Annotated in this window: 15 protein-coding genes, 1 tRNA gene and 1 pseudogene; 13 read left to right on the top strand and 4 right to left on the bottom strand. The window is 67.0% G+C overall.

The window, feature by feature from the left end; genetic code table 11:
- Positions 1-241 precede the first annotated feature (241 nt).
- Both JJ918_RS16970 and JJ918_RS16965 read right to left on the bottom strand, forming a co-directional pair.
- Positions 242-1,180 (bottom strand): tyrosine recombinase XerC, encoded by a 939-nt coding sequence (locus tag JJ918_RS16970; RefSeq protein ID WP_291890016.1) that lies wholly within the window; start codon positions 1,178-1,180, stop codon positions 242-244.
- A complete protein-coding gene (locus JJ918_RS16965) occupies positions 1,159-1,848 on the bottom strand; it encodes a DUF484 family protein (protein ID WP_291890013.1) in 690 nt (229 codons plus the stop codon). Before JJ918_RS16965 ends, JJ918_RS16970 begins: the two co-directional genes overlap by 22 nt.
- Positions 1,849-2,013: 165 nt before the next feature.
- Here JJ918_RS16965 and JJ918_RS16960 point away from each other — a divergent pair, with 165 nt between their 5' ends.
- The 10 genes from JJ918_RS16960 (at position 2,014) to serA (ending at position 14,449) form a co-directional block, all read left to right on the top strand.
- Positions 2,014-4,170: a primosomal protein N' gene (locus JJ918_RS16960; RefSeq protein ID WP_291890009.1), complete on the top strand. Its 2,157-nt coding sequence runs from the start codon at positions 2,014-2,016 to the stop codon at positions 4,168-4,170.
- A 223-nt stretch (positions 4,171-4,393) separates the two neighbouring features.
- Positions 4,394-5,113, top strand: a complete 720-nt coding sequence (locus tag JJ918_RS16955) for a TerC family protein (RefSeq protein ID WP_291890007.1) — start codon at positions 4,394-4,396, stop codon at positions 5,111-5,113.
- 409 nt (positions 5,114-5,522) lie between these two features.
- Complete coding sequence (locus JJ918_RS16950) at positions 5,523-6,062, top strand: F0F1 ATP synthase subunit delta (RefSeq protein WP_291890005.1); 540 nt, start codon at positions 5,523-5,525, stop codon at positions 6,060-6,062.
- Positions 6,063-6,066: 4 nt separating this feature from the next.
- Positions 6,067-7,599, top strand: coding sequence for a F0F1 ATP synthase subunit alpha (gene atpA, locus JJ918_RS16945; RefSeq protein WP_291890002.1), 1,533 nt, complete (start codon positions 6,067-6,069; stop codon positions 7,597-7,599).
- 32 nt (positions 7,600-7,631) lie between these two features.
- A complete protein-coding gene (locus JJ918_RS16940) occupies positions 7,632-8,519 on the top strand; it encodes a F0F1 ATP synthase subunit gamma (RefSeq protein ID WP_291889999.1) in 888 nt (295 codons plus the stop codon).
- A gap of 18 nt (positions 8,520-8,537) precedes the next feature.
- Entirely contained in the window at positions 8,538-9,977 is a 1,440-nt protein-coding gene (gene atpD, locus JJ918_RS16935; RefSeq protein WP_291889997.1) for a F0F1 ATP synthase subunit beta, read from the top strand.
- Between the two features lie 31 nt (positions 9,978-10,008).
- A complete protein-coding gene (locus tag JJ918_RS16930; RefSeq protein WP_271187664.1) occupies positions 10,009-10,410 on the top strand; it encodes a F0F1 ATP synthase subunit epsilon in 402 nt (133 codons plus the stop codon).
- A gap of 290 nt (positions 10,411-10,700) precedes the next feature.
- Positions 10,701-12,509: a translation elongation factor 4 gene (gene lepA / locus JJ918_RS16925; RefSeq protein ID WP_291889992.1), complete on the top strand. Its 1,809-nt coding sequence runs from the start codon at positions 10,701-10,703 to the stop codon at positions 12,507-12,509.
- An 84-nt stretch (positions 12,510-12,593) separates the two neighbouring features.
- Positions 12,594-13,121, top strand: coding sequence for a peroxiredoxin (locus JJ918_RS16920; protein ID WP_291889989.1), 528 nt, complete (start codon positions 12,594-12,596; stop codon positions 13,119-13,121).
- 119 nt (positions 13,122-13,240) lie between these two features.
- Positions 13,241-14,449 carry a phosphoglycerate dehydrogenase gene (gene serA, locus JJ918_RS16915; RefSeq protein WP_291889986.1) on the top strand — a complete coding sequence of 403 codons (1,209 nt, stop codon included), beginning with the start codon at positions 13,241-13,243 and terminating at the stop codon, positions 14,447-14,449.
- Between the two features lie 167 nt (positions 14,450-14,616).
- Here the strand turns inward: serA and JJ918_RS16910 are convergent, their stop codons facing one another.
- Together JJ918_RS16910 and msrA are read right to left on the bottom strand one after the other, a co-directional pair.
- A complete protein-coding gene (locus tag JJ918_RS16910; protein WP_291889983.1) occupies positions 14,617-15,291 on the bottom strand; it encodes an HAD-IB family phosphatase in 675 nt (224 codons plus the stop codon).
- A gap of 118 nt (positions 15,292-15,409) precedes the next feature.
- The gene (gene msrA / locus JJ918_RS16905; protein ID WP_291889980.1) at positions 15,410-16,063 is read right to left on the bottom strand and encodes a peptide-methionine (S)-S-oxide reductase MsrA; all 654 of its coding nucleotides are present in this window, start codon (positions 16,061-16,063) and stop codon (positions 15,410-15,412) included.
- 139 nt (positions 16,064-16,202) lie between these two features.
- On the opposite strand from msrA, the gene JJ918_RS16900 reads away from it, so the two are divergent.
- From JJ918_RS16900 to JJ918_RS16890, 3 genes and pseudogenes are all read left to right on the top strand, one after another.
- Positions 16,203-16,292: transfer RNA gene (locus JJ918_RS16900), tRNA-Ser, on the top strand.
- 564 nt (positions 16,293-16,856) lie between these two features.
- Entirely contained in the window at positions 16,857-17,861 is a 1,005-nt protein-coding gene (locus tag JJ918_RS16895; RefSeq protein ID WP_291889977.1) for an AraC family transcriptional regulator, read from the top strand.
- Between the two features lie 153 nt (positions 17,862-18,014).
- A pseudogene (locus tag JJ918_RS16890) lies at positions 18,015-22,598 on the top strand (hypothetical protein); the annotation flags it as partial.

The raw sequence follows: 22,598 nt of genomic DNA, 5'->3' as shown, positions 1-22,598 counted from the left end.
GGGTGACGGTGTTTGTTGCGGCGCTCTCACTCTCTCTCCCAACCTCTCGATTTTTCCCGGACGGAGGCCTGCGCAGGCAGGCTGCAGATCCGGGACCGACCGAAGATCACTTCAAGCGATGAGCTTCCCGTAGATCCCGGCACTCCGCCCGGCTCAGGGCCGGGCATTCGACCGGGAAAAACGGAGGGTGTTCAGGGGGAGAAGCGCGCCTCATCCGCCCTGCGGAGGGAATACGGCGACACTATCCCCGCCGGGCGCGGGGGTGGGTCTGGTCGTAGATGGACATCAGGCGGCGAGTCTCGACGTCGGCATAGACCTGGGTGGTCGAGAGGCTGGCATGGCCGAGCAGTTCCTGGATGGCGCGCAGATCGCCGCCATTGGCGAGGAGATGGGTGGCGAAAGCGTGGCGCAGGGCATGGGGTGTGGCGCTGGCGGGCAGGCCGAGCCGGCCGCGCAGATCGCTCATCAGTGCCTGGACGCTGCGCGCACCGAGCGCGCCGCCCCGTGTGCCGCGGAACAGGGCGGCGGCGGGTTCCAGGTCGAACGGACACAGACGCACATAGTCGGCGCAGGCCTCCCGCACGGCAGGCAGGACCGGCACGACGCGCATCTTTCCGCCCTTGCCGGTGATGCGCAGAGTCTCGCCGAGCGGATGGTCGCGTCCTGTCAGGCCGAGCGCTTCGGAGATCCGCAGGCCGCAGCCATAGAGCAGGAGCAGGATGGCGCTGTCGCGCGCCTGCACCCAGTCGCGCCCGTCGCGATGACCGGTCTCGGCGATCAGTTCGCGGGCGGCCGCCTCGCTGACCGGTTTGGGCTTCGAGCGGGCGAATTTCGGCCCCTCGATCAGGGAGAGGGCGGCGTTTTCCAGCGACCAGCGCCGCCGGGCATAGCCAAAGAAAGTGCGCACGGCCGAGAGTTCACGGGCCAGCGAGCGGGCCGACAGGCCGCCGCGGCGGCGGTCGGCCATCCAGGCGCGGAAATCGCTGGCGCGCAGGGTGGCGAGATCAGTGAGGGCAGGCGCGCAGCCCAGGTGCAGGCCGAGAAATCCGGCGAACCCGTCCAGATCGCGGCGATAGGCGTCGAGCGTGCGGGCGGCGAGACGGCGCTCGCCGGCGAGATGGGCGTAGAAGGCGTCCAGTGCGGCGCCCAGGGGCAGGGTCAGCGCGTGTGATGCAGCCATTGCACGATCATGCGCTCGATGGCGCGCGCGAGGAAGTTGAGAAGTTCGGTTCCCTGTCCGGCCTCGAACAGGTGCGCATCGCGCGCCGCCAGGGCCATCAGCCCGTCCTGGCCGTGGAAATCGAGCCGCACGACGGCCTCGCTCTTCACCCGCGCGCCCTGCTGGCCGTAAAGTGCATGGGCGATCTCCGGGTCGACCGGGCCGAGCCTCTCCACCTTCTGGCCCAGCACGTCGCCGACAAAGCCTTCCGAGGCGCCGAGAATGGACTCACCGGCCCGCAGCGGCGCGTGCCCTTCGATCAGGATGCGGCAGACATCGACGCCGAGCGCGCCGGTCAGGCGGCCGGAAATCTTGCGGTCGAGGGCGGCAAGGCTGTCGGCTTCCAGGAGGGCAAGCACCGCCATGTGGATCTGCGACTGGGTCGCCAGATTGGCGCGTGCGGTCTCGACAATGCCGGCATTGAGCGCCTTGAGCTGGCGCACCTCCTCGAGCAGCTTCTCGCGCGCGGCCGAGCCGAGATCGACAACATCGCTGCCCGCGTCGCGCCGGGCGAGCAGGGCCATCAGCTCGGCATCCTCGCGGACGATATCGGGATGTTCCATCAGATAGGCGCGCACGGAGGCCGCATCGAGCCGGAGGATGTCTTCCTGGTCTGCGCTGCCGGTCATGTCTGACTCCCTGCCCGTTTCGCGTGCCAGTTTTGGCGCATTCCCTTTCCGAAATGCAAACCCGCCTGCCAGCAGTCCGTCACTCCACAGCGGCGCAGCTGCCGGGACTGTCGCAATCCGGCCCGGGGCGGTTAAGCTTGGCCGGAATCGAGGACAAGCCCGACCGTGTCACGCCGCATCGCCGCCATCCTGTTTCCGCTGCCGTTGCCGGAAGCCTTCGACTATGTCGTGCCGGAGGATGTCGAGGTGCAGCCGGGCGATCATGTGCTGGCGCCGCTGGGCAAGCGGCTGGCGCGCGGCGTGGTCTGGGCCATCAAGCCGGACGATCCTGCCCGCAAGCTGAAGCCGCTCGACAGCGCCGCCGGCGGTCCGCCTTTGCCGGAGGGCACGCGGCGCTTTGTCGACTGGCTGGCGCGCTATCTGGTGCAGCCGCCGGGGATTGTGCTGCGTTCGGTCCTGCGCTCGACGGATGCGCTGAAACCCTCGCCGACGGAGACGGTCTACCGCCCGGGTGACGGCGATCCGGGACGGATGACCGAGGCACGCCAGCGGGTGCTCGACGCCGCCGCAGCGCTGGGCGAGGCGACGGCCGCCGATCTGGCGCGCGAGGCGGGGGTGACGGCTTCGGTGGTGAAAGGGCTGGCCAAGTCCGGCGCGCTGGCGGAGGAAAAACGCCTGGTCGATCCGCCCTTCGACGAGCCGGATCCCGATCATGCCGGGCTCGATCTGACCGCCATGCAGGGCGAGGCCTCCGGCGTGCTGCGCCGCCTGGTACAGGCGGGCGGTTTCCAGTCGGCGCTGCTGGACGGGGTGACGGGCTCGGGCAAGACCGAGGTCTATTTCGAGGCCGTGGCGGAAGTGCTGCGCCGCGACCCGAAAGCCCAGATCCTGATCATGCTACCGGAGATCGCGCTGACCGAGGCGGTGCTGTCGCGCTTTGAAAAACGTTTCGGCGTGAAACCGGCCCTGTGGCATTCCGGCGCCGGGCCGAAAAATCGCCGCCGGGTCTGGCGCGAAGTGGCCGAGGGCCGGGCGCGGATCGTGGTGGGCGCGCGCTCGGCGCTGTTCCTGCCCTTCATGAAACTCGCCCTGATCGTCGTCGACGAGGAACACGACCCCACCTACAAGCAGGACGAGGGCCTGGCCTACCAGGCCCGCGACCTGGCCATTGTCCGCGCCAAGCTGGAAGGGGCGATGGTGGTATTGGCCTCGGCAACGCCCTCGCTGGAAAGCCTCGCGAATGTGCAGGCCGGCCGCTATGTGCATGTGCATCTGCCGGCGCGGCCGGGCGCGGCCATCCTGCCGCAGATCGGCACGATCGATCTGCGCGAGACCCCGGCCGAGAGCGGCTGCTGGCTCTCGCCGCCGCTGGTCGCTGCCATGGCCGAGACCTATGCGCGCGGCGAGCAGAGCCTGCTCTATCTCAACCGCCGGGGCTATGCGCCGCTGGTGCTGTGCCGCGCCTGCGGTCACCGCATGGTGTCGCCGGACACCCAGTCCTATCTCGTCGAGCACCGTTATACCGGCCGCCTGGTCTGCCATGTCACGGGCTTCTCCATGCCCAAGCCGAAAGCCTGTCCAGAATGCGGGGCGGAGGAGTCGCTGACCAGTGTCGGGCCGGGTGTCGAGCGGGTGGCCGAGGAGGCCAAGCGGCGCTTTCCCGAGGCGCGGGTGGAAATCTATTCCTCCGACACCCAGCGCGGTGCCGAGATCGTGGCCGCGATGGAGAAGGGCGAGATCGACATCCTGGTCGGCACCCAGATTGCCGCCAAGGGCCACAACTTCCCCAATCTGACCCTGGTCGGCGTGGTGGATGCCGATCTGGGCCTGGCGGGCGGCGATCCGCGGGCGGGAGAACGCACCTTCCAGACCCTGGTCCAGGTGGCCGGCCGGGCGGGGCGCGCCGACCGGCCGGGGCGGGCGCTCTTGCAGACGCACCAGCCCGAACACGAGGCGATCCAGGCGCTGATCGCCGGCGATCGCGACCGTTTCCTCGACATGGAATTCATGGCGCGCGAGGCGCTGGGCCTGCCGCCCTTCGGCCGGCTCGCCGCGATCGGGCTGATGAGCCAGGACCCGGCCAATGTCGAAAAGGCAGCCGCCGACTGGGCCGCTGCGGCGCCGGTGACCGACGGGGTGGAGATCTGGGGGCCGGCCGAACCGCCGCGGGCGATGGTGCGCGGCTGGCACCGCCGCCGCATCCTGGTGCGCGCCGACAAGACGATCGATATCTCCGCCTATCTGCGCGCCTGGGCCGGACGGGTGAAGACCCCGTCCTCCGTGCGGGTGTCAATCGATGTGGAACCGTACAGCTTCATCTGAGAAACGGCTTCTGCGCAGATACCATGTAGCCCCCCCGGTCATCGTCATCCTGACGAAGGTCAGGATCCAGATCATCGGACGAAGCGGTGCCAGGTCTGGCCCGACCCGGCTTTGTGAGCTGGGTTCCGGCTTTCGCCGGAATGACGGTCTGGAGAGCGGCCAGCGGGCTGGACAAGATGGCGCCAGTTGCGAGTATGCGCCGGATGCCACTCACGGACCGACCATGCTCGAAGCCCTTCTGACCCCCGAAGTCTTTCTCTCGCTGGCCACGCTGACCTTTCTGGAAATCGTGCTGGGGATCGACAATGTGATCTTCGTCGCGCTGATGGCGGGGCGGTTGCCGGAGGCTCAGCGGCCGAAGGCGCGGGCGCTCGGGCTGGGCCTGGCGCTGATCTTCCGGGTCATCATGCTGTTCGGACTGGTGTGGATTGCGCATCTGGAGGAGCCGGTTTTCTCGATCGCCGGTTTCGATGTGTCCTGGCGCGATGTGATCCTGATGGGCGGCGGTCTCTTCCTGATCGTCAAGGCAACGCTGGAAATCCACCATTCGGTGGAGGGCGACAATACCCGTCACGAGAACCCGGTGGTGGCGGCCTTCGGGGCGGTCGTGTTCCAGATCGTGCTGATCGATATCGTTTTCTCGCTGGACAGCGTGATCACGGCGGTTGGCATGACCGACCATCTGCCGGTGATGATCACGGCGGTCGCCATCGCCATGGCGATCATGCTGCTCGCCTCGGGCACGGTGTCGCGCTTCATCGAGCGCCATCCGACGACCAAGATGCTGGCCCTGTCCTTCCTCCTGCTGATCGGCGTCGCGCTGGTCGCCGATGCGCTGCATTTCCATATCCCGCGCGGCTATCTCTACTTCGCCATCGCCTTCTCGCTGTTCGTCGAGACGATGAACATCCTCGCGAAAAAGGCGCGGGGAGCGAGGAAATAGGACGCACCATCCTCCCCCTTGATGGGGGAGGTGGGCCGGACCGTAGCTCCGGCTCGGAGGGGGTGGCGGCGAGGTGTTGGCGAATTCGCGAGCGCCGGGATTCACCCCTTCCGCCCGGCTTTGCCGGGCACCTTCCCCGTCAAGGGGAAGGATGGATGTGCGCATGTGCCGGGAGTCTGGCTTGGCGGCTGCACGAAAAACACTGTCCGTGCGCTGAATCGCCCGGTGTGAGTGGCTTGCTGCGTCCCTATCCCTGTGCTATCGCAGCGCCGAACCACGAGAACGTGCGGTGCAACACCGTGTGTTCGTTTGTGAAAATCGTTGAATAACAAGCACTTGCGCCATCCGGCGATCTACGGGTGCGATCCAGCTAGAGAGTGACGTCACGGTGAAGACCGGCGAAGACGCCATGACAGCCAACGCGGCAGGACGCTACGCAACTGCCCTGTTCGAGCTGGCGAAGACCTCGGGTGCCGCTGACGCGGTGGAAGCCGACCTGTCGGCTTTCCGCGCGATGCTTGAGGAATCCCCGGAACTGGCCGAGGCGCTCGCCTCGCCGCTGCATCCGGCCGACGCCAAGGATGGCGTGCTGGCCGAGCTGGCGAAAAAGGCCAAGTTCAACGAGTTGACCCGCAACATGTTCGGCGTGGCCGCGCGCAATGGCCGCGCCGGTGAGCTGGGCGCTGTCGCGAAGATCTATGCTGCGCTGGCTGCGGCCGACCGCGGCGTGGTGACCGCCGACGTGACCACGGCAGTGGCGCTGACGAAGAAACAGACCGAGGCCCTGGCGGCTTCGCTGAAGGGTGCCTTCGGGCGCGAGATCGAGGTGCGCACGGATGTGCGGCCCGAATTGTTGGGCGGGCTGATCGTGAAGGTCGGCTCCCGCATGTTCGATAGTTCCCTCCGCACCAAGCTGGACGGGATGAAGAATGCGATGAAAGAGGCCTAGGTCCATGGACATCCGTGCCGCAGAAATCTCTGCGATCCTGAAGGATCAGATCAAGAATTACGGTTCCGAAGCGAAGGTTTCGGACGTTGGTAGCGTGCTGTCCGTCGGTGACGGTATTGCCCGCGTCTACGGCCTGGACGAGGTGAAGGCCGGGGAGCTCGTCGAGTTCCCGGGCGGCATCAAGGGCATGGCCCTGAACCTCGAGCGCGACAATGTCGGCTGCGTGATCTTCGGCGACGACCGGGGCATCAAGGAAGGCGACACCGTCAAGCGTCTCGGCTCGATCGTCGACACCTCCGTGGGCAAGGGCCTGCTGGGTCGTGTCGTGGACGGTCTGGGTGAGCCGATCGACGGCAAGGGTCCGCTGAAGGATGTTGCCGAACGCCGCCGCGTCGACGTGAAGGCCCCGGGCATCATCCCGCGGAAATCCGTGCACGAGCCGATGGCAACGGGCATCAAGGCGATCGACGCCATGATCCCGGTCGGCCGCGGCCAGCGCGAGCTGATCATCGGCGACCGCCAGACCGGCAAGACCGCGATCGCGCTCGACACGATCCTGAACCAGAAACAGGTCAACGAAGGCGATGACGAGAGCGCCAAGCTCTACTGCATCTACGTCGCCGTCGGCCAGAAGCGCTCCACGGTCGCCCAGATCGTGAAGACGCTCGAGGAAAACGGCGCGATGGATTACACCATCGTGGTCGCCGCGACGGCGTCGGACCCGGCTCCCATGCAGTTCCTGGCACCGTTCACCGCCTGCGCCATGGGCGAATACTTCCGCGATAACGGCATGCACGCCCTGATCGTGTATGATGACCTGTCCAAGCAGGCCGTCGCCTATCGCCAGATGTCCCTGCTGCTGCGCCGCCCGCCGGGCCGCGAAGCCTATCCGGGCGACGTCTTCTACCTGCACTCCCGCCTGCTGGAGCGCGCGGCGAAGCTGAACGACGCCAATGGCAATGGTTCGCTGACGGCCCTGCCGGTCATCGAAACCCAGGCCAATGACGTGTCGGCCTACATCCCGACCAATGTGATCTCGATCACCGACGGCCAGATCTTCCTGGAAACCGACCTGTTCTACCAGGGTATCCGCCCGGCCGTGAACGTCGGCCTGTCGGTGTCGCGCGTGGGTTCTGCCGCCCAGACCAAGGCGATGAAGCAGGTTGCCGGCAAGATGAAGGGCGAACTGGCCCAGTACCGCGAAATGGCGGCCTTTGCCCAGTTCGGTTCCGACCTCGACGCCGCGACCCAGAAACTGCTGAACCGCGGTCAGCGCCTGACCGAGCTCCTGAAGCAGCCGCAATTCTCGCCGCTGTCGATGGAAGAGCAGGTCTGCGTGATCTACGCCGGTACGCGTGGCTATCTGGACGGCCTGGCCGTGTCGGACATCGCCCGCTACGAAGCCGACCTGCTGCGTCACCTGCACGCCGAGCACGCCGACCTTCTCTCCTCGATCCGCGAAGAGAAGAAGCTGACCGACGACTCGGAAGGCAAGCTGAAGGCGGTTCTCGACAAGTTCACCGAACACTTCGCGTGAGCCTGATCGAGACCAACCGCTAGGAGAGCCTTATGGCGAGCCTTAAGGACCTGAAAAACCGGATCGAAAGCGTCAAGTCGACGCAGAAGATCACCAAGGCGATGCAGATGGTCGCCGCGGCAAAACTGCGCCGGGCGCAGGAAGCCGCGGAGGCCGCGCGTCCCTATGCCGAGCGCATGTCTGCGGTGATGGCCAATCTGTCGGCCGCCATGGCCGGCACGCCGGGCGCGTCTCCGCTGCTGGTCGGCACCGGCCGCGCGGAAACCCATCTGCTGGTTGTGATGACGGCTGATCGCGGCCTGTGCGGCGGCTTCAACACGAATATCGTGAAGAAGGCCCGCGAGCGCATCACGGCGCTGCAGGCTGAAGGCAAGACCGTCAAGCTGATCTGCGTCGGCAAGAAGGGCGGCGACCAGCTGAAGCGCCAGTTCGCCAATCTCATCGTCGAGCGGATCGAGCTGTCGGGCGAAAAGACCATCACCAGCGCCACCTCCGGCCGGATCGGCGAAAAGATCCGCATCATGTTCGAGAATGGCGAGTTCGATGTCTGCGAGCTGGTCTCGGCCGAATTCGTGTCGGTGATCTCGCAGAAGCCGCGCGCGAAAGTGCTGATCCCCGCGATCGATGCGATCGACGAGGGCGTGGAACGTCCCGACCTGAAGGGCGCGATCTACGAGGCCGAGCCGGATGAGGAGACGATCCTCAACACGCTGCTGCCGCGCTATGCCGATACCGTCATCCTGTCCGCCCTGCTGGAAAACGTGGCAGGCGAGATGGGGGCCAAGATGGCCGCGATGGACAACGCCACGCGCAATGCCGGCGAACTCATCGACAAACTGAACCTTGTTTATAACCGCACGCGTCAGGCGCAGATCACCACGGAGCTGACTGAGATCATCTCCGGCGCCGAGGCCCTCTAGGCGAGAGGAATACCCGCTATGAGCACATCCAAAGGCCGTATTGCCCAGATCACGGGCGCTGTCGTGGACGTTGAGTTCGAAGGCACCCTGCCGGACATCCTCAACGCCCTGGAAACCACCAATGACGGCAAGAAGCTCGTCCTCGAGGTTGCCCAGCACCTCGGCGAGAACACTGTCCGTACGATCGCCATGGACGCGACGGAAGGCCTGCAGCGCGGCACGGAAGTGACCGACACGGGTTCGCCGATCACGGTCCCGGTCGGTCCGGGCACGCTTGGCCGCATCATGTCGGTCACCGGCGAGCCGATCGACGAAGCCGGCGACGTGGCCCACACGCAGCGCGCACCGATCCACCGTCCGGCCCCGTCCTTCGACGAGCAGGCCACGGCTGCTGAAATCCTGCCGACCGGTATCAAGGTCGTCGACCTGCTCTGCCCCTACGCCAAGGGCGGCAAGATCGGCCTGTTCGGCGGCGCCGGCGTCGGCAAGACGGTTCTGATCCAGGAACTGATCAACAATATCGCCAAGATGTTCGGCGGCTACTCGGTCTTCGCCGGTGTGGGTGAGCGGACCCGTGAGGGTAACGACCTGTACTGGGAAATGATCGAATCCGGCGTGAACAAGGACCCCAAGGAACATGGCGGTTCCACGGAAGGGTCGCGTTGCGCCCTGGTCTTCGGCCAGATGAACGAGCCGCCGGGCGCCCGTGCCCGCGTCGCCCTGTCCGGTCTCGCCCAGGCGGAATACTTCCGCGACGAGGAAGGCAAGGACGTGCTGTTCTTCGTGGACAACATCTTCCGCTTCACCCAGGCCGGCGCCGAAGTGTCCGCCCTTCTGGGCCGGATCCCGTCCGCCGTGGGTTACCAGCCGACCCTGGCCACCGACATGGGTGCGCTGCAGGAACGCATCACCTCAACCACCAAGGGGTCGATCACGTCCGTGCAGGCCGTCTACGTGCCGGCCGACGACCTGACCGACCCGGCCCCGGCCACCACCTTCGCCCACCTGGACGCGACCACGGTTCTCAACCGCGCGATCTCGGAAAAGGGTATCTACCCGGCCGTGGACCCGCTCGACTCCACTTCGCGTATCCTCGAGCCGCGCATCGTTGGTGAAGAACACTACAAGACGGCGCGCCGCGTTCAGGAAATCCTCCAGCGCTACAAGGCTCTGCAGGACATCATCGCGATCCTGGGCATGGACGAGCTGTCGGAAGAAGACAAGCTGACCGTGGCCCGTGCCCGTAAGGTCGAGCGCTTCCTGTCGCAGCCGTTCGACGTGGCTGAAATCTTCACCGGCTTCCCGGGCATCCAGGTGCCGGTTGCGGAAACCGTGAAGGGCTTCAAGGCGATCTGCGACGGTGAATACGACCACCTGCCGGAAGCGGCGTTCTACATGGTCGGCACCATCGAAGACGCTGTGAAGAAGGCCGAGAAGCTGGCCGCGGAAGCTGCGTAACGCAGCTTCGGTCTAACCGGAGACACGCCTGATGGCTGACAAACTCCATTTCGATCTCGTCTCTCCGGAGCGCCGGGTATTTGCCGGCCAGGTGGACCAGGTCGTGGTCCCTGGCGAAGAGGGCGATTTCGGCGTACTGCCGGATCATGCCCCCTTCATGTCGGTGATCCGTCCGGGCGCCATCGCGGTGATGAATGACGGTTCGGTCGAGCGCACCTTCATCCATGGCGGTTTCGCCGAGGTGACCCCGGCCGGCCTGACCATCCTGGCCGAAGAAGCCGTGCCGGTCTCCGAGATCGACGCCGACAAGCTCGCGCAGGACCTTGCCAATGCCCGCGAGGACGTCGCGGTGGCCAAGAGCGAGGAAGAGCGCGAACACGCCGAAGGTCTCGTCGAGAAGTACGAGGCGATGCAGGCGGTTCTGGCGAACTAGGCGTTCGCTGCCGCAAGGATCTCAAAAAGGCCGCTCCTTTCGGGGCGGCCTTTTCGTTTCGGGGTGCACAGAAGGGCTCGCCCCGCTTGCGGGGGAGCTGTCCGCGTAGCGGGCTGAGGGGGCGGCGCGAAGCGTCGCAGAGCGCGTCAGCGCGCAAGGACTTGCCCCCATCGACCTCACCCGACCCAAGGTCGGGCTCGGCCACTTCCCCCGCTTCGCAGGGGAAGCCTCGCGCCCCAACAGCCCATCCCGCTTGGCCAAACCCCTTTTGAATGCTACGTGCCCGCGCCATGAGCACAGATCCGTCCCTGATCCGAAATTTCTCCATCGTCGCCCATATCGACCATGGCAAATCCACCCTCGCCGACCGGCTGATCCAGGTCACCGGCGGGCTCACCGAGCGTGAGATGAAGGAGCAGGTGCTCGACTCGATGGAACTCGAGCGCGAGCGGGGCATCACGATCAAGGCGCAGACCGTGCGCCTCGACTATACGGCCAAGGACGGCAAGACCTACGTTCTCAATCTGATCGACACGCCCGGCCACGTCGACTTCGCCTATGAGGTCAACCGCTCGCTGGCGGCTTGCGAAGGCTCGCTGCTGGTCGTCGACGCCTCGCAGGGCGTGGAAGCGCAGACTCTGGCCAATGTCTACCAGGCCATCGAGGTCGACCATGAGATCGTGCCCGTGCTCAACAAGATCGACCTGCCGGCCGCCGAGCCGGACCGGGTCAAGGAGCAGATCGAGGATGTGATCGGTATCGACGCCTCCGAGGCCGTCGAGATTTCCGCCAAGACCGGCCTGGGCGTGCCCGATGTGCTCGAGGCCATCGTCAAGCGTCTGCCGCCACCCGCCGCCGGCGATCCGGACGCGCCGCTGAAGGCGATGCTGGTCGACAGCTGGTACGATCCCTATCTCGGCGTGATCTGCCTGGTGCGGATCATCGAGGGCACGCTGAAAAAGGGCATGAAGGTGCGCCTGATGGGCACCGGCGCGGCCTATCCGGTCGACGGTGTCGGCGTCTTCCGTCCGAAGAAGGAAGCGATCGCCGAGCTGGGCCCGGGCGAGATCGGCTTCCTCAATGCCTCGATCAAGCAGGTGCGCGATGCGCGCGTCGGCGACACGGTCACCGATGACCGCCGCCCGGCCGACAAGCCGCTGACCGGCTACAAGCCGGCCCAGCCGGTGGTGTTCTGCGGTCTCTTCCCGGTCGATAGTGCCGAGTTCGAGGATCTGCGCGAGGCAATCGAGAAACTGGCGCTGAACGACGCCTCCTTCTCCTACGAGATGGAAACCTCGGCCGCGCTCGGCTTCGGCTTCCGCTGCGGCTTCCTGGGCCTGTTGCACCTGGAAGTGATCCGCGAGCGGCTCGAGCGGGAATACGATATCGAGCTGATCACCACGGCGCCGTCCGTGGTCTACCGTCTGACCATGACGGACGGTACGGAAATGGATCTGCACAATCCGGCCGACATGCCCGATCCGGTGAAGATCGACACGATTGCCGAGCCCTGGATCAAGGCGACCATCCTGGTGCCCGACGAATATCTGGGCGGCGTGCTGAAACTCTGCCAGGACCGGCGCGGCGTCCAGAAGGAACTCACCTATGCCGGTAACCGGGCGATGGTGGTCTACGAGCTGCCGCTCAACGAGGTCGTGTTCGACTTCTACGACCGCCTGAAGTCGGTCACCAAGGGCTATGCCAGCTTCGACTATCAGTGGATCGAGGACCGTGTCGGCGATCTGGTGAAGATGTCGATCCTGGTCAATGACGAGCCGGTCGACGCGCTGTCCATGGTGGTGCACCGGGCCCGTGCCGATGTGCGCGGCCGGGCCATGTGCGAGAAGCTGAAGGATCTGATCCCGCGGCACATGTTCAAGATCCCGATCCAGGCGGCCTTGGGCGGCCGGATCATCGCCCGCGAGACGCTCTCGGCCCTGCGCAAGGACGTGACGGCGAAATGCTATGGCGGTGACGCCACCCGCAAGCGCAAGCTGCTGGACAAGCAGAAGGCCGGCAAGAAGAAGATGCGCCAGTTCGGCAAGGTCGAGATCCCGCAGGAAGCCTTCATCGCGGCGCTCAAGATGGATGATGACTAGCTTGTGATGGCCGGGGCCTTGTCCCGGCGGTCAAACGCCTCATCTTGTCTGCCGACACTGTCTATATCCGAGGAGGGGATCCCCATGCGTCATCTCATTGCCGGCCTTGCCGCCGTTGCCGCCATCTCCGCTCCGGCCCTTGCCGAGCTCGAGCCGGGCGATACCGCGCCGGACTTCACCGTCGAGGGCTTCCAGGCCGGCGAAGCGGTGAGCTTCCATCTCGCCGAGGCGCTGGAGATCGGACCGGTCGTGGTCTTCTTCTTCCCGGCGGCCTTTACTTCGGGCTGCGAGGCCCAGGCGGCCAGCTTTGCCGAGGCGATCGACCAGTTCGAGGCCGAGGGCGCGCAGGTGATCGGCATCACCGCGGGCAATACCGACCGTCTCGCCGATTTCTCCACCCAGCACTGTGCGTCGGCCTTCCCGGTCTTCGCCATCGGCGAGGGCATGATGCGCGACTATGATGTGGGCATGCTGATGCGTCCGGGCTGGACTTCGCGCACATCCTACGTGATCGATCAAAATTCGACGATTGCCATGACCTGGTCGGAAATGAACCCCTACGAACACGTCGACCGGACGATTGCGGCGGTTCGGGCGCTGAACGCCGAATAGTCTTGCGCGACGGGCCTGGCGGGGCGCCGCTGCGGGCTGTGGACATAAGGGGATTTGCATGTTGCGCTGCGGCGAAGCACGCCTAACTTAACCCCGACCGATCCTCAGGAAACCCCGCCATGTCCGACACTGTCGTCCTGTTTGAAAATGTGCACCCGCTCGCCGACCGCGCCTTCGAGGCGGCCGGGCTTCCCATCGAGCGTCATGCGGCCGCGCTGGCCGTCACCGACCTGCACGACCGGCTCTCCGGCGCGCTTCTGGCCGGCATCCGCTCGCGCACAAAGATGGACAAGGCGGCCTTCGACGCGGCGCCCGGGCTGCAGGCGCTGGGCTGTTTCTGTATCGGCACCAACCAGGTCGACCTGGATACGGCCGAAGCGCGCGGCATTCCCGTTTTCAACGGCCCCTTCGGCAATACGCGCTCGGTCGCAGAGCTGACCCTGGCCTCGGTGATCATGCTGATGCGCGGCATTCCCGCCCGGTCCTCGGCGGCCAAGCGCGGCGAGTGGCAGAAGTCGGCGACGGATTCCCACGAAGTCCGCGCCAAGAAGCTGGGCATTGTCGGCTATGGCAATATCGGTTCCCAGCTGTCCGTGCTCGCCAGCGCGCTGGGCATGCATGTCTATTTCTACGATATCGAGCCCAAGCTGGCGCACGGCAATGCGCGCTCCTGCGGCTCGCTGGACGAGCTGCTGGAAATCTCCGACGTGGTGACGCTGCACGTGCCCTCGACCGAGCAGACCCGCAACATCATGAACCGCGACGCCATCGCGAAGATGAAAAAGGGCGCCATCCTGATCAACCAGGCGCGCGGCGACCTTGTCGATATCGACGCCCTGGCCGATGCGCTGGAGAGCGGTGCCTTGCTGGGTGCGGCCGTCGACGTCTTCCCGAAGGAGCCGGCCTCCAAGGACGAAGCCTTCGTTTCGCCCCTGCAACGATTTGAGAATGTGATCCTGACGCCGCATATCGGCGGCTCGACGCTGGAGGCCCAGGCCTCGATCGGCGAGGACGTGTCCAGCAAGCTGGCGCGCTATCTCTCCCAGGGCTCGACCAAGGGCGCGGTGAATGTGCCGGAGATCGAGCCGGGCGAGATCAAGGCCGGCCGGGTGCGTCTTCTGAGCTTCCACGCCAATGCGCCGGGCTTCCTGACGCGGCTCAACGAGTCGATCTCCTCCACCTCGGCCAATATCGCCGCCCAGCGCCTCGAGACGCGCAACGGTCTGGGCTATGTGGTGTCCGATCTGGAAGGCCCGCTGCCGGAAGACTTCCTCGACCGCGTCAACGCGCTGGAAGGCTCGATCCGGGCCAGGCTGATCCGGCCGTAAAACGCTTCCCCTGCGAAGCGGGGGAAGTGGCCGAGTCCGGCCTTTGGCCGGGCGAGGTCGATGGGGGGCAAGTCTGCGCGCTTCGCGCTCCACGGCGCCTCGCGCCGCCCCCTCAGTCCGCTTCGCGGACAGCTCCCCCGCAGGCGGGGCGAGCCCTGGCTGTTGGCCTACACCCCCAGCAGCTTGCCCAGACCGTCCACCGTGCGCACATAATCCGCGCCGGAATACTCGCAGGCTGCGACCACGACATCGCGGCGGGCAATCAGGCCGAAACCGATGAAACGGTCGGCTGCGCCGCTCTCGAAAGCCTCGAAATCGGTCATCCCGTCGCCGACAATGATCGTCTCGGCACTGGCCGCAGCGATCCGGTCGAGCACTTCGGCCTTGCCGCCATTGCGCGAGAGCGGGCTGTCGATGTCCAGTCCCACCACGCGTTCGTCCTGCCAGACAAAGCGGTTGGCGTGGATATCGCCGCGCTGGAAACCCAGATCGCCCAGAACCGGTTCGATCAGGTCGGCAAAGCCGCCGGAAATGGCGTGGATCTGGTCGCCGCGCGCGCGCAGCTTCTTCAGCAGGGGGCCCATGCCCGGGGTAATGCGCTTGCGCAGGCGCTCGGCCATGTGGTCGACCCCGCCCTTGTCCAGCGCCGCCAGTTTCAGCCGCGCTTCCAGGCTGTCGCGCAGGGCCATGCGGCCGGTCATGCCGGCATTGGTGATCTCGTGCAGGCGGCGGCGCGCCTCGGCCGCATCCGGCAGGGCCGCCAGCGCGGCCTCGATGGCCGTGTCCAGGGATTCCACGCGCAGCAGCGTCGAATCCACGTCGAAGGCGATCAGTCTTTGCAAACGAGTGTCCTGTCATTCCGGAGGTCAGCGCCACGCGCCAGCCTCGACGAGACCGGCCCCGCAGGCAACAGGCCTGCACAACAAGAGCCGCAGGCAACAGGCCTGCACAATATGAACGTCAGGCCGAAACGCCGGTTCCGATCGGGCAGACCACGCCCGTGCCGCCGATACCGCAATAGCCATCCGGATTCTTCGCCAGGTATTGCTGGTGATAGTCCTCGGCGTAGAAGAACTCGCCGGCCGGTTCGATAATGGTCGTGATCGCGCCGAGACCCGAACGGTCCAGTTCGGCCTGGTAGCGGTCCCGGCTGGCGCGGGCCGCTTCGGCCTGGGCTTCGCTCCGCGTCTGGATAACCGAGCGGTATTGCGTGCCCAGATCATTGCCCTGGCGCATGCCCTGGGTCGGATCATGGCCTTCCCAGAACACTTTCAGGAGATCGTCCAGCGGCAGCTGCGCCGGATCGAACACCACGCGCACCATTTCGGCATGGCCCGTGCCGCCCGAGCACACTTCCTCATAGGTCGGATTGGGCGTGCTGCCGCCGGCATAGCCGACCGCCGTGTGCCAGACGCCGGGCGTCTGCCAGAACAGGCGCTCCACACCCCAGAAACAACCCATCCCCAGGACGATTTCCTGCATCCCCTCAGGCGCGGCGGCCTTGAGATCCCGGCCGGTGACGAAATGCGCCGGCGCTGTGGCGATCGCATCGGGGCGGCCGGGCAGGGCCCGCTCGGCGGGGATGATCTGAGACTTCCAGACGGGGTCGGACATGGCGGGCTCCAGGGTCGCGCTTTGCCCTGCAAAGATAGGCGTTCGCGCGCCGATTGCCAGCCTGTGCAGCGGCACCGCCGGACCTGCTGACTCAGTCCTTGCCGAATGCGCACTGATGGGTATAGTCCGCGCCTCCTGCGGTGAGGTGGCCGAGTGGTCGAAGGCGCACGCCTGGAACGCGTGTAGGCGGGCAACCGTCTCGTGGGTTCGAATCCCACCCTCACCGCCACCCAGACCCCGGTTTCCGGTCTGGGTCCTTGAACCCCGAAATTCATCCCGAACTTGTCGCGACTTAGCGGCTGCTTGTCGGTTCTGAGACCGCACGAGCATGCCCGAAAACCCCCAAAAAGAGCCCCAGTCTCAAATCGCAAACTTGCGCGGTCCGGGTACGGGCCTTCCCTGTTTCATGGCCAAGAACAGGGGTCTTATGGAGAAATCGCCTCAAATCGGGGTTCGCGGGCGAAATTTACGACGTAGTTTCAGTGATTTGGAAAACAGGGACACACACCATTTCCGAGACCCGTCCGCTTTCGTCTGACACCACCGCCATTTCGCCCAGACCGAAGCGGACAAGTCTCGAAACTCAGCCGCTCTAACGCGCATAAGGGCGAGCGTTTGCGAGGACGTGAGCGGGCCGAGCGTTCGAAGCCGGCCCACACCTGTTCCCCGCCCCGTTGTTCGGACCCCGAAGATCCGGAACGTCTGCCAGCCCCCGCTGACGCGGGCGTCGTAGAGCTGGACCGGCAATTGCCGGCGGCGCACTATAGGGGCCCGTTTGCGAGGGGAGGGGGCGATGTTGCGCCACACATCCGGCCGCAAAGCCGTTCGCTTCGACGCCCTGGAGGGGGACGGCGATATCGAGGAGTGGATTCACGGCTGGTCGCCGGTTGCAGAGGTCCGGCCGATTTTCGGGGCCGATGGCTATGCGCGGTTCGACGGTTCGGTGTGGCAGGTGGGCGAACTGCTGGTGAACCGGTTCGACCTGACGGGTCAGATCCTGAACCGGAAGCCGGCCCATCTCGGCCTCTGTAGCGAACTGGTGTCGATTCAGCGGCTGGTGAAGGGGTCGGGCCGCGGCGAGATTGCGTTGCTGGCTTTTGAACAGACCGCCCGGATTTTCACGGTCCTGGATTGGGCCTTTCCCTACACCAATGTGCACAGCGAAGGCCGGATCGAGGGCATCATGGTCCCCAAAGCCCTGATCGGTCTTGAAGAGGGCGCTGCTGCGCCGCTCCGGATCATCGACGCCCTCCAGGGTGAGGGACGCGTGCTCGCCATGACGCTGACCCGTCTGCTCGACACGCTTGAGACGCGCGAACCACACGCCGCGGATGCCGAGCCGCTCCTGCAGCTCCTGCGCTGCTTGCTGGCGCCGGAACGGGCCACCCGCACCGACCGGAAGGGCGTGTCCAACGCGCGCTACCTTGCCATTAAGTCGTACATCGAGAACCGCCTCGGCGACTGCGACCTCAGCGTGGCATCGATCCTGAACACCTTCGCGCTGACCCGGCGCAGCCTCTACCGGTATTTCGAGCCAAGCGGCGGCGTGCGGGCCTATATCCAGTCGCGCCGGCTGGCGCGAGCCCTGACGGACCTGGCCGCCCAGCCCTATTCCCGCGGGCGTGTTGCTGCCGCGGCACGGTGTTGGGGATTTTCGTCCGAAGCGGCGTTCAGCCGCGCGGTCCGGCGTGAATTCGGCGCACCGCCGGGGCGCCTGTTCGACCGCTCGGTGGCGCCCGGCTACCGGCCCCACTTCCCGCGCTCCATCGATGAGTGGCTCAAGCCTCCTGCCAGCTGACCGATTTTGGCACACCGGGGCAATGACGGGCCGATTCGGCGGTTTTATCTTTCGGCATCTGGCCCGTCTTTTGTGAATGGCGGGTCCTGGCAAGGCGCCACGGGGGCGTCTCGGGGGCTGCATGGCCTGATCAAGCCATGCAGAAGCGTTGTTATGAAAAAATCCAAGTTGCTTTGCACCGTTGGGGCCGGCCTGGTCCTGGCGGCACCGGTTTTTGCGGAAGTACGGGACCTGGCCCGGCCTGAGGCGCACGGAACCGAGATCGGGCCCGGCGATCAGGGGCAGCATTGGCGAAGCGGCGGGCGCACCGGCGCCCAGGGTGACACCGCAGCCCTTGCAGCGGTGCTCGAAGAGCTGGAGGGCCTACGCAGCGAACTGGCGCAGACGCGCGCCGAGCTCGCCGAACTCCGTCAGCACTTGCCGCGCGGCGACGGGCCGGGCTCGCGTTATCAGCGCCATGGCGAACCGGGTGTCGTCGCGGCCCCCGTGATGATCCATGCCGGTGACGACGGCGCGGTGCAGGATGAAGATCGCCGGCGGGCGCCAGCCGACGCGATCATGCTGGCCGAAGGCCCGCAGACCGAAGCAGATCCGGCAGCGGAAAGCGTGCCGGCGAATGTCAAACCCGCCGCCGCCTCCGCCACCGGCATCGTCGCACCGATGGCCGCGAATGCCGATGATGCGTGCGCCGACGGATCGGGTTCCGGCTCCCTGCAGTGCGGCGACCTGGCCGACGCCTCCGGCACGAGCGCGGTCGCTCTGGGCGACGGCGCGGTCGCAGGGAATTTTGCCACCTCGGTGGGGCGCCTGGCGAGTGCGACAGGCGACAGGTCCGTCTCGATCGGCAATAGCTCCGACGCGACCGCCGAGGGCGCGGTCGCCGTCGGCGATCAGGCGCAGGCGACCAGAACGGATTCCACCGCGATCGGTCGCAGTTCGGGTGCGGTCGGCACGGACGCGACTGCCGTCGGGTCGGGCGCGTCGGCCAATAGCGGCGTCGGCAGCGGGGCGACGGCGCTCGGCGCGGATGCAAACGCCAGCACGATCTCCGCCACTGCGGTGGGCGCGGGATCGACCGCCAGCGGCGGTGGCGCGGTCGCCCTCGGGCGGGACAGCACAGCCTCCGGAATCCGCGCGCTCGCCCTGGGCATCAGCTCGGACGCGACGGGAACGGGCGCGATCGCCCTCGGCGGCATCGCGCAGGCGACGGCGGCAGGTGCCATCGCCATCGGCGACGATATCGACAATGACAATGCCGGCGCCCAGGCCTCCGCAACCGGCGCCATCGCGATCGGTCAGGACAGCGCCGCGTCGGGCCTCTACGCGATGGCGTTCGGCGCGGACAGCAGCGCGTCCGGCGGGAGCTCGATGGCGTTCGGACAGGACGCTTCCGTCCTCTCGCAGAACACCGTCGCCCTCGGCAACGGCGTCTCGGCGAGCGTCAACACCGCCCATTCCGTCGTGATCGGTTCGGGCGCATCCGCGACAGGCCTTGGAGCTTCGTCCGTCATCATCGGTTATGACGCAACGTCGGAAGCCCCCTCGTCGGTCGCCATCGGCAACGGCGCGGAGGTCACCGGCGAGCGGGCCACGGCGATCGGCTACGACAGCTCAGCGGCCGGAAGTCTGGGTCTGGCGGGCGGCGGCAACGCGGCCGCCGCCGGCGCAAATTCCGTCGCGCTCGGCGGCGGCGACGGCGTCACGACGGACGGCGCGGCCGCGCACAATACCGGCTCTATCGCGATCGGCGCGGACAGCGTGGCCGGCATCAGCGGCGGCGGCGTCACCTACGACACCGCCCTCGGCTACGGCGCCAGCGCGACGGGCGGCGCGGGCTTTGCGGCCGGCGTCAATGCCAGGGCCACCGGCGCCAACGCCATCGCCATCGGCGGCAACGCCACGGCCGCCGAGGCGGCCGCGGCCACGGCGAGCAACGCGGTCGCCCTCGGCAACCGGGCCGTGGCGTCGAAGACCGACTCCATTGCGCTCGGGTCCCAAAGCACCGCCAGCGGCGATCTCAGCACGGCGGCCGGCTATCGGAGCACAGCGAGCGGCGAACACAGCACGGCCTTCGGCGCCGATACAATCGCGAGCGGCTACTACAGCGCGGCCTTCGGCGGCGGCGAAGCAACCAGGAGTCTCGCATCGGCGTTTGGGCACAGCAGCCAGGCGACCGGCGAAGGAGCCACGGCCCTGGGCTCGACCGCGACTGCATTTGGGAATGAGAGCACTACCGTAGGCTACGCAGCCGGGAGCTTGAGCCACTCCGCCACTGCTGTCGGCGCCTTGAGCCTGGTAGACGGCAACTACGCCTCGGCGTTCGGCTATGGCAGCACGACGAGCGCCGCGTCTGCGCTCGCGAGCGGCGCATACGCCAACGCCGCCGGCGCGAATTCGGTGGCCGTCGGCGGCGGCAACAACGCGAGCACCGGCGCGCATGCCTACAACCTCGGCGGCGTCGCCATCGGCTCAAGCGCGGTGGCGGGCGTCAGCGGCGGCAGCGTCACCTACGACACCGCCCTCGGCTACGGCGCCAGCGCGATCGGGGGCTGGTCTCTGGCTCTTGGACATAATGCCAGCGCCACGGCAGCCAACTCTGTCGCGCTGGGCGAAGGCTCGATCGCCGATGTCGCCAACAGCATATCGGTGGGCGCCTCGTCCAACCTGCGCACCATCGAGAACGTGGCCAACGGCGCCACTGCCGCCGGCAATCAGCAGGCGGTGACGGGCGACCAGCTCTACAATGCGCTGAGCGGCATAACGCCAGGCGATCCCTACTACGTCTCCAATTCCACCGGCGCGTTGCCCATCGCCGGCGGAACGGACTCCCTCGCGTCGGGTCAGGGCGCGAAAGCCTACGGCACGGGCGGCATAGCCATCGGCGCGTTCAGCGGGGCGGGTGCGAACCCCGGCGACGGAGGGGGGACGGATTACAACACCGCGCTTGGCTATGGCGCGGAGGCGACGGGCGGCTTCAGCATCGCCAGCGGCTACAACGCGGCGGCGAGCGGCTCGCAATCCATGGCGCAGGGTTGCGAGGCGACCGCGTCCGCCGACGGCGCGATCGCCATCGGCATGAGCGAAAACTGCAACGGCTCCGGCACGGTGACCACGGCGAGCGCCGCAGGCGCGATCGCCCTCGGCGAAGCGACGCAGGCGACAGGGACCGACAGCCTCGCCTTCGGTCGTGGCGCGGCGGCCAGCAACAGCTATGCGGTCGCCCTCGGGCAGGGCGCCAGCGCGACGGATACCTACGCGATGGCGGTCGGGCCGTTCGCGTCGGCAAGCGGACTCTCCGCCATCGCCTACGGCGGGAGCGCCACCGCGAGCGGGGACTTCGCCACCGCGCTCGGCTCGAATGCGTTTGCGGCCGGAGACTTTTCTGTCGCAGTCGGTGACGACAGCGGGGCGAACGGAAATCATTCGGTCGCCATCGGGAATAGCTCTCGGGTCAACTCCGGCGCTGAGAACGCCGTGGCTCTGGGCTACGCCGCGAGCGCGACCGCGTCCAACACCCTCGCGCTTGGCCGCGGCGCCACCGTCTCCGCCGCAGGCGCCGTCGCGCTGGGCTCGAGCTCGGTGGCCGATGTCGCGAACACCGTCTCCGTCGGCTCAGCCGGCAATGAGCGCCAGATCGTCAACGTCGCCGACGGCGATATCTCGGCGACCTCCACGGACGCGGTGAACGGCAGCCAGATCTACGCGCTCTCGTCCAGCCTCGCGGGCGTCAGCGACTATTTCGTCGCCAACTCCACCGGCACGGCGGCGAGCGCGACCGGAGCGGACGCGATCGCGGTCGGCAACTCATCGACCGCCAGCGGAACCGACGCCATCGCGATCGGCAACTCATCGACCGCCAGCGGCTTTCTCAGCACCGCCACCGGCTACAACGCCCTGGCGGACGCCATCCATGCCACGGCCTACGGCGCCAGTTCCAGCGCGACCGGCCTCTTCTCGCTGGCGCTGGGCCAGAACGCAAACGCTTCGGCGGTCAACGCCGTCGCGTTGGGTTCCGGCTCCGTCGCGAACGTCGCGAACACCGTCTCGGTCGGATCCGCCGGCAATGAGCGCCAGATCGTGCATGTCGCCGACGGCGATATCGCGTCGGGTTCCACCGATGCGGTGACCGGCGGTCAGCTCTATGCGACCAACCAGGCCGTGGCCCAGAACACGAGCGATATCGCCGCACTGGCCACCGCCGCCGGCAGCTCGGCCTATCTCGTCGTGAACTCGAGCGGCGGCCTGCCCTCGGCCACGGGCCTTGACGCCCTCGCCTTCGGCTCCGGCGCGGATGCCAGCCAGGAGGGCGCGATCGCGATAGGCCGTAACGCCGAAGCCTCGAATACGGGCGCTGTGGCCATCGGCGACGGGGCGATCGCTTCCGGCTCGACCGCGACCGGGACCGGCGCGATGGCGACCGGCGCGGATTCGGCCGCCTTCGGCATGAATGCGCATGCCACGGGCGACCAGTCGACCGCCATCGGCGAGAATTCCATCGCCGACAGCGATGATTCCACAGCCGTAGGCGAAGGCGCCGAGGCGACCGCGGAGAATACCGTCGCCCTTGGTCAGCACGCCGTCGCGTCGGCCATGAACGCCACCGCGCTCGGCGAGAGTGCTCTGGCCGACGGGGAATTCTCCTTCGCCGGCGGCAATGACGCCGATGCGACGGGCTTCGGCGCCGTGGCGATGGGGGCGTTTGCGGAAGCTTCGGCCGACTATGCCGTCGCGCTGGGC

It is taken from the genome of Maricaulis sp. (assembly GCF_017642925.1).
Lineage (GTDB): Bacteria > Pseudomonadota > Alphaproteobacteria > Caulobacterales > Maricaulaceae > Maricaulis.
Note: the sequence above shows the minus strand (reverse complement) of the source record. Positions and strands in the feature narration are given on the sequence as shown.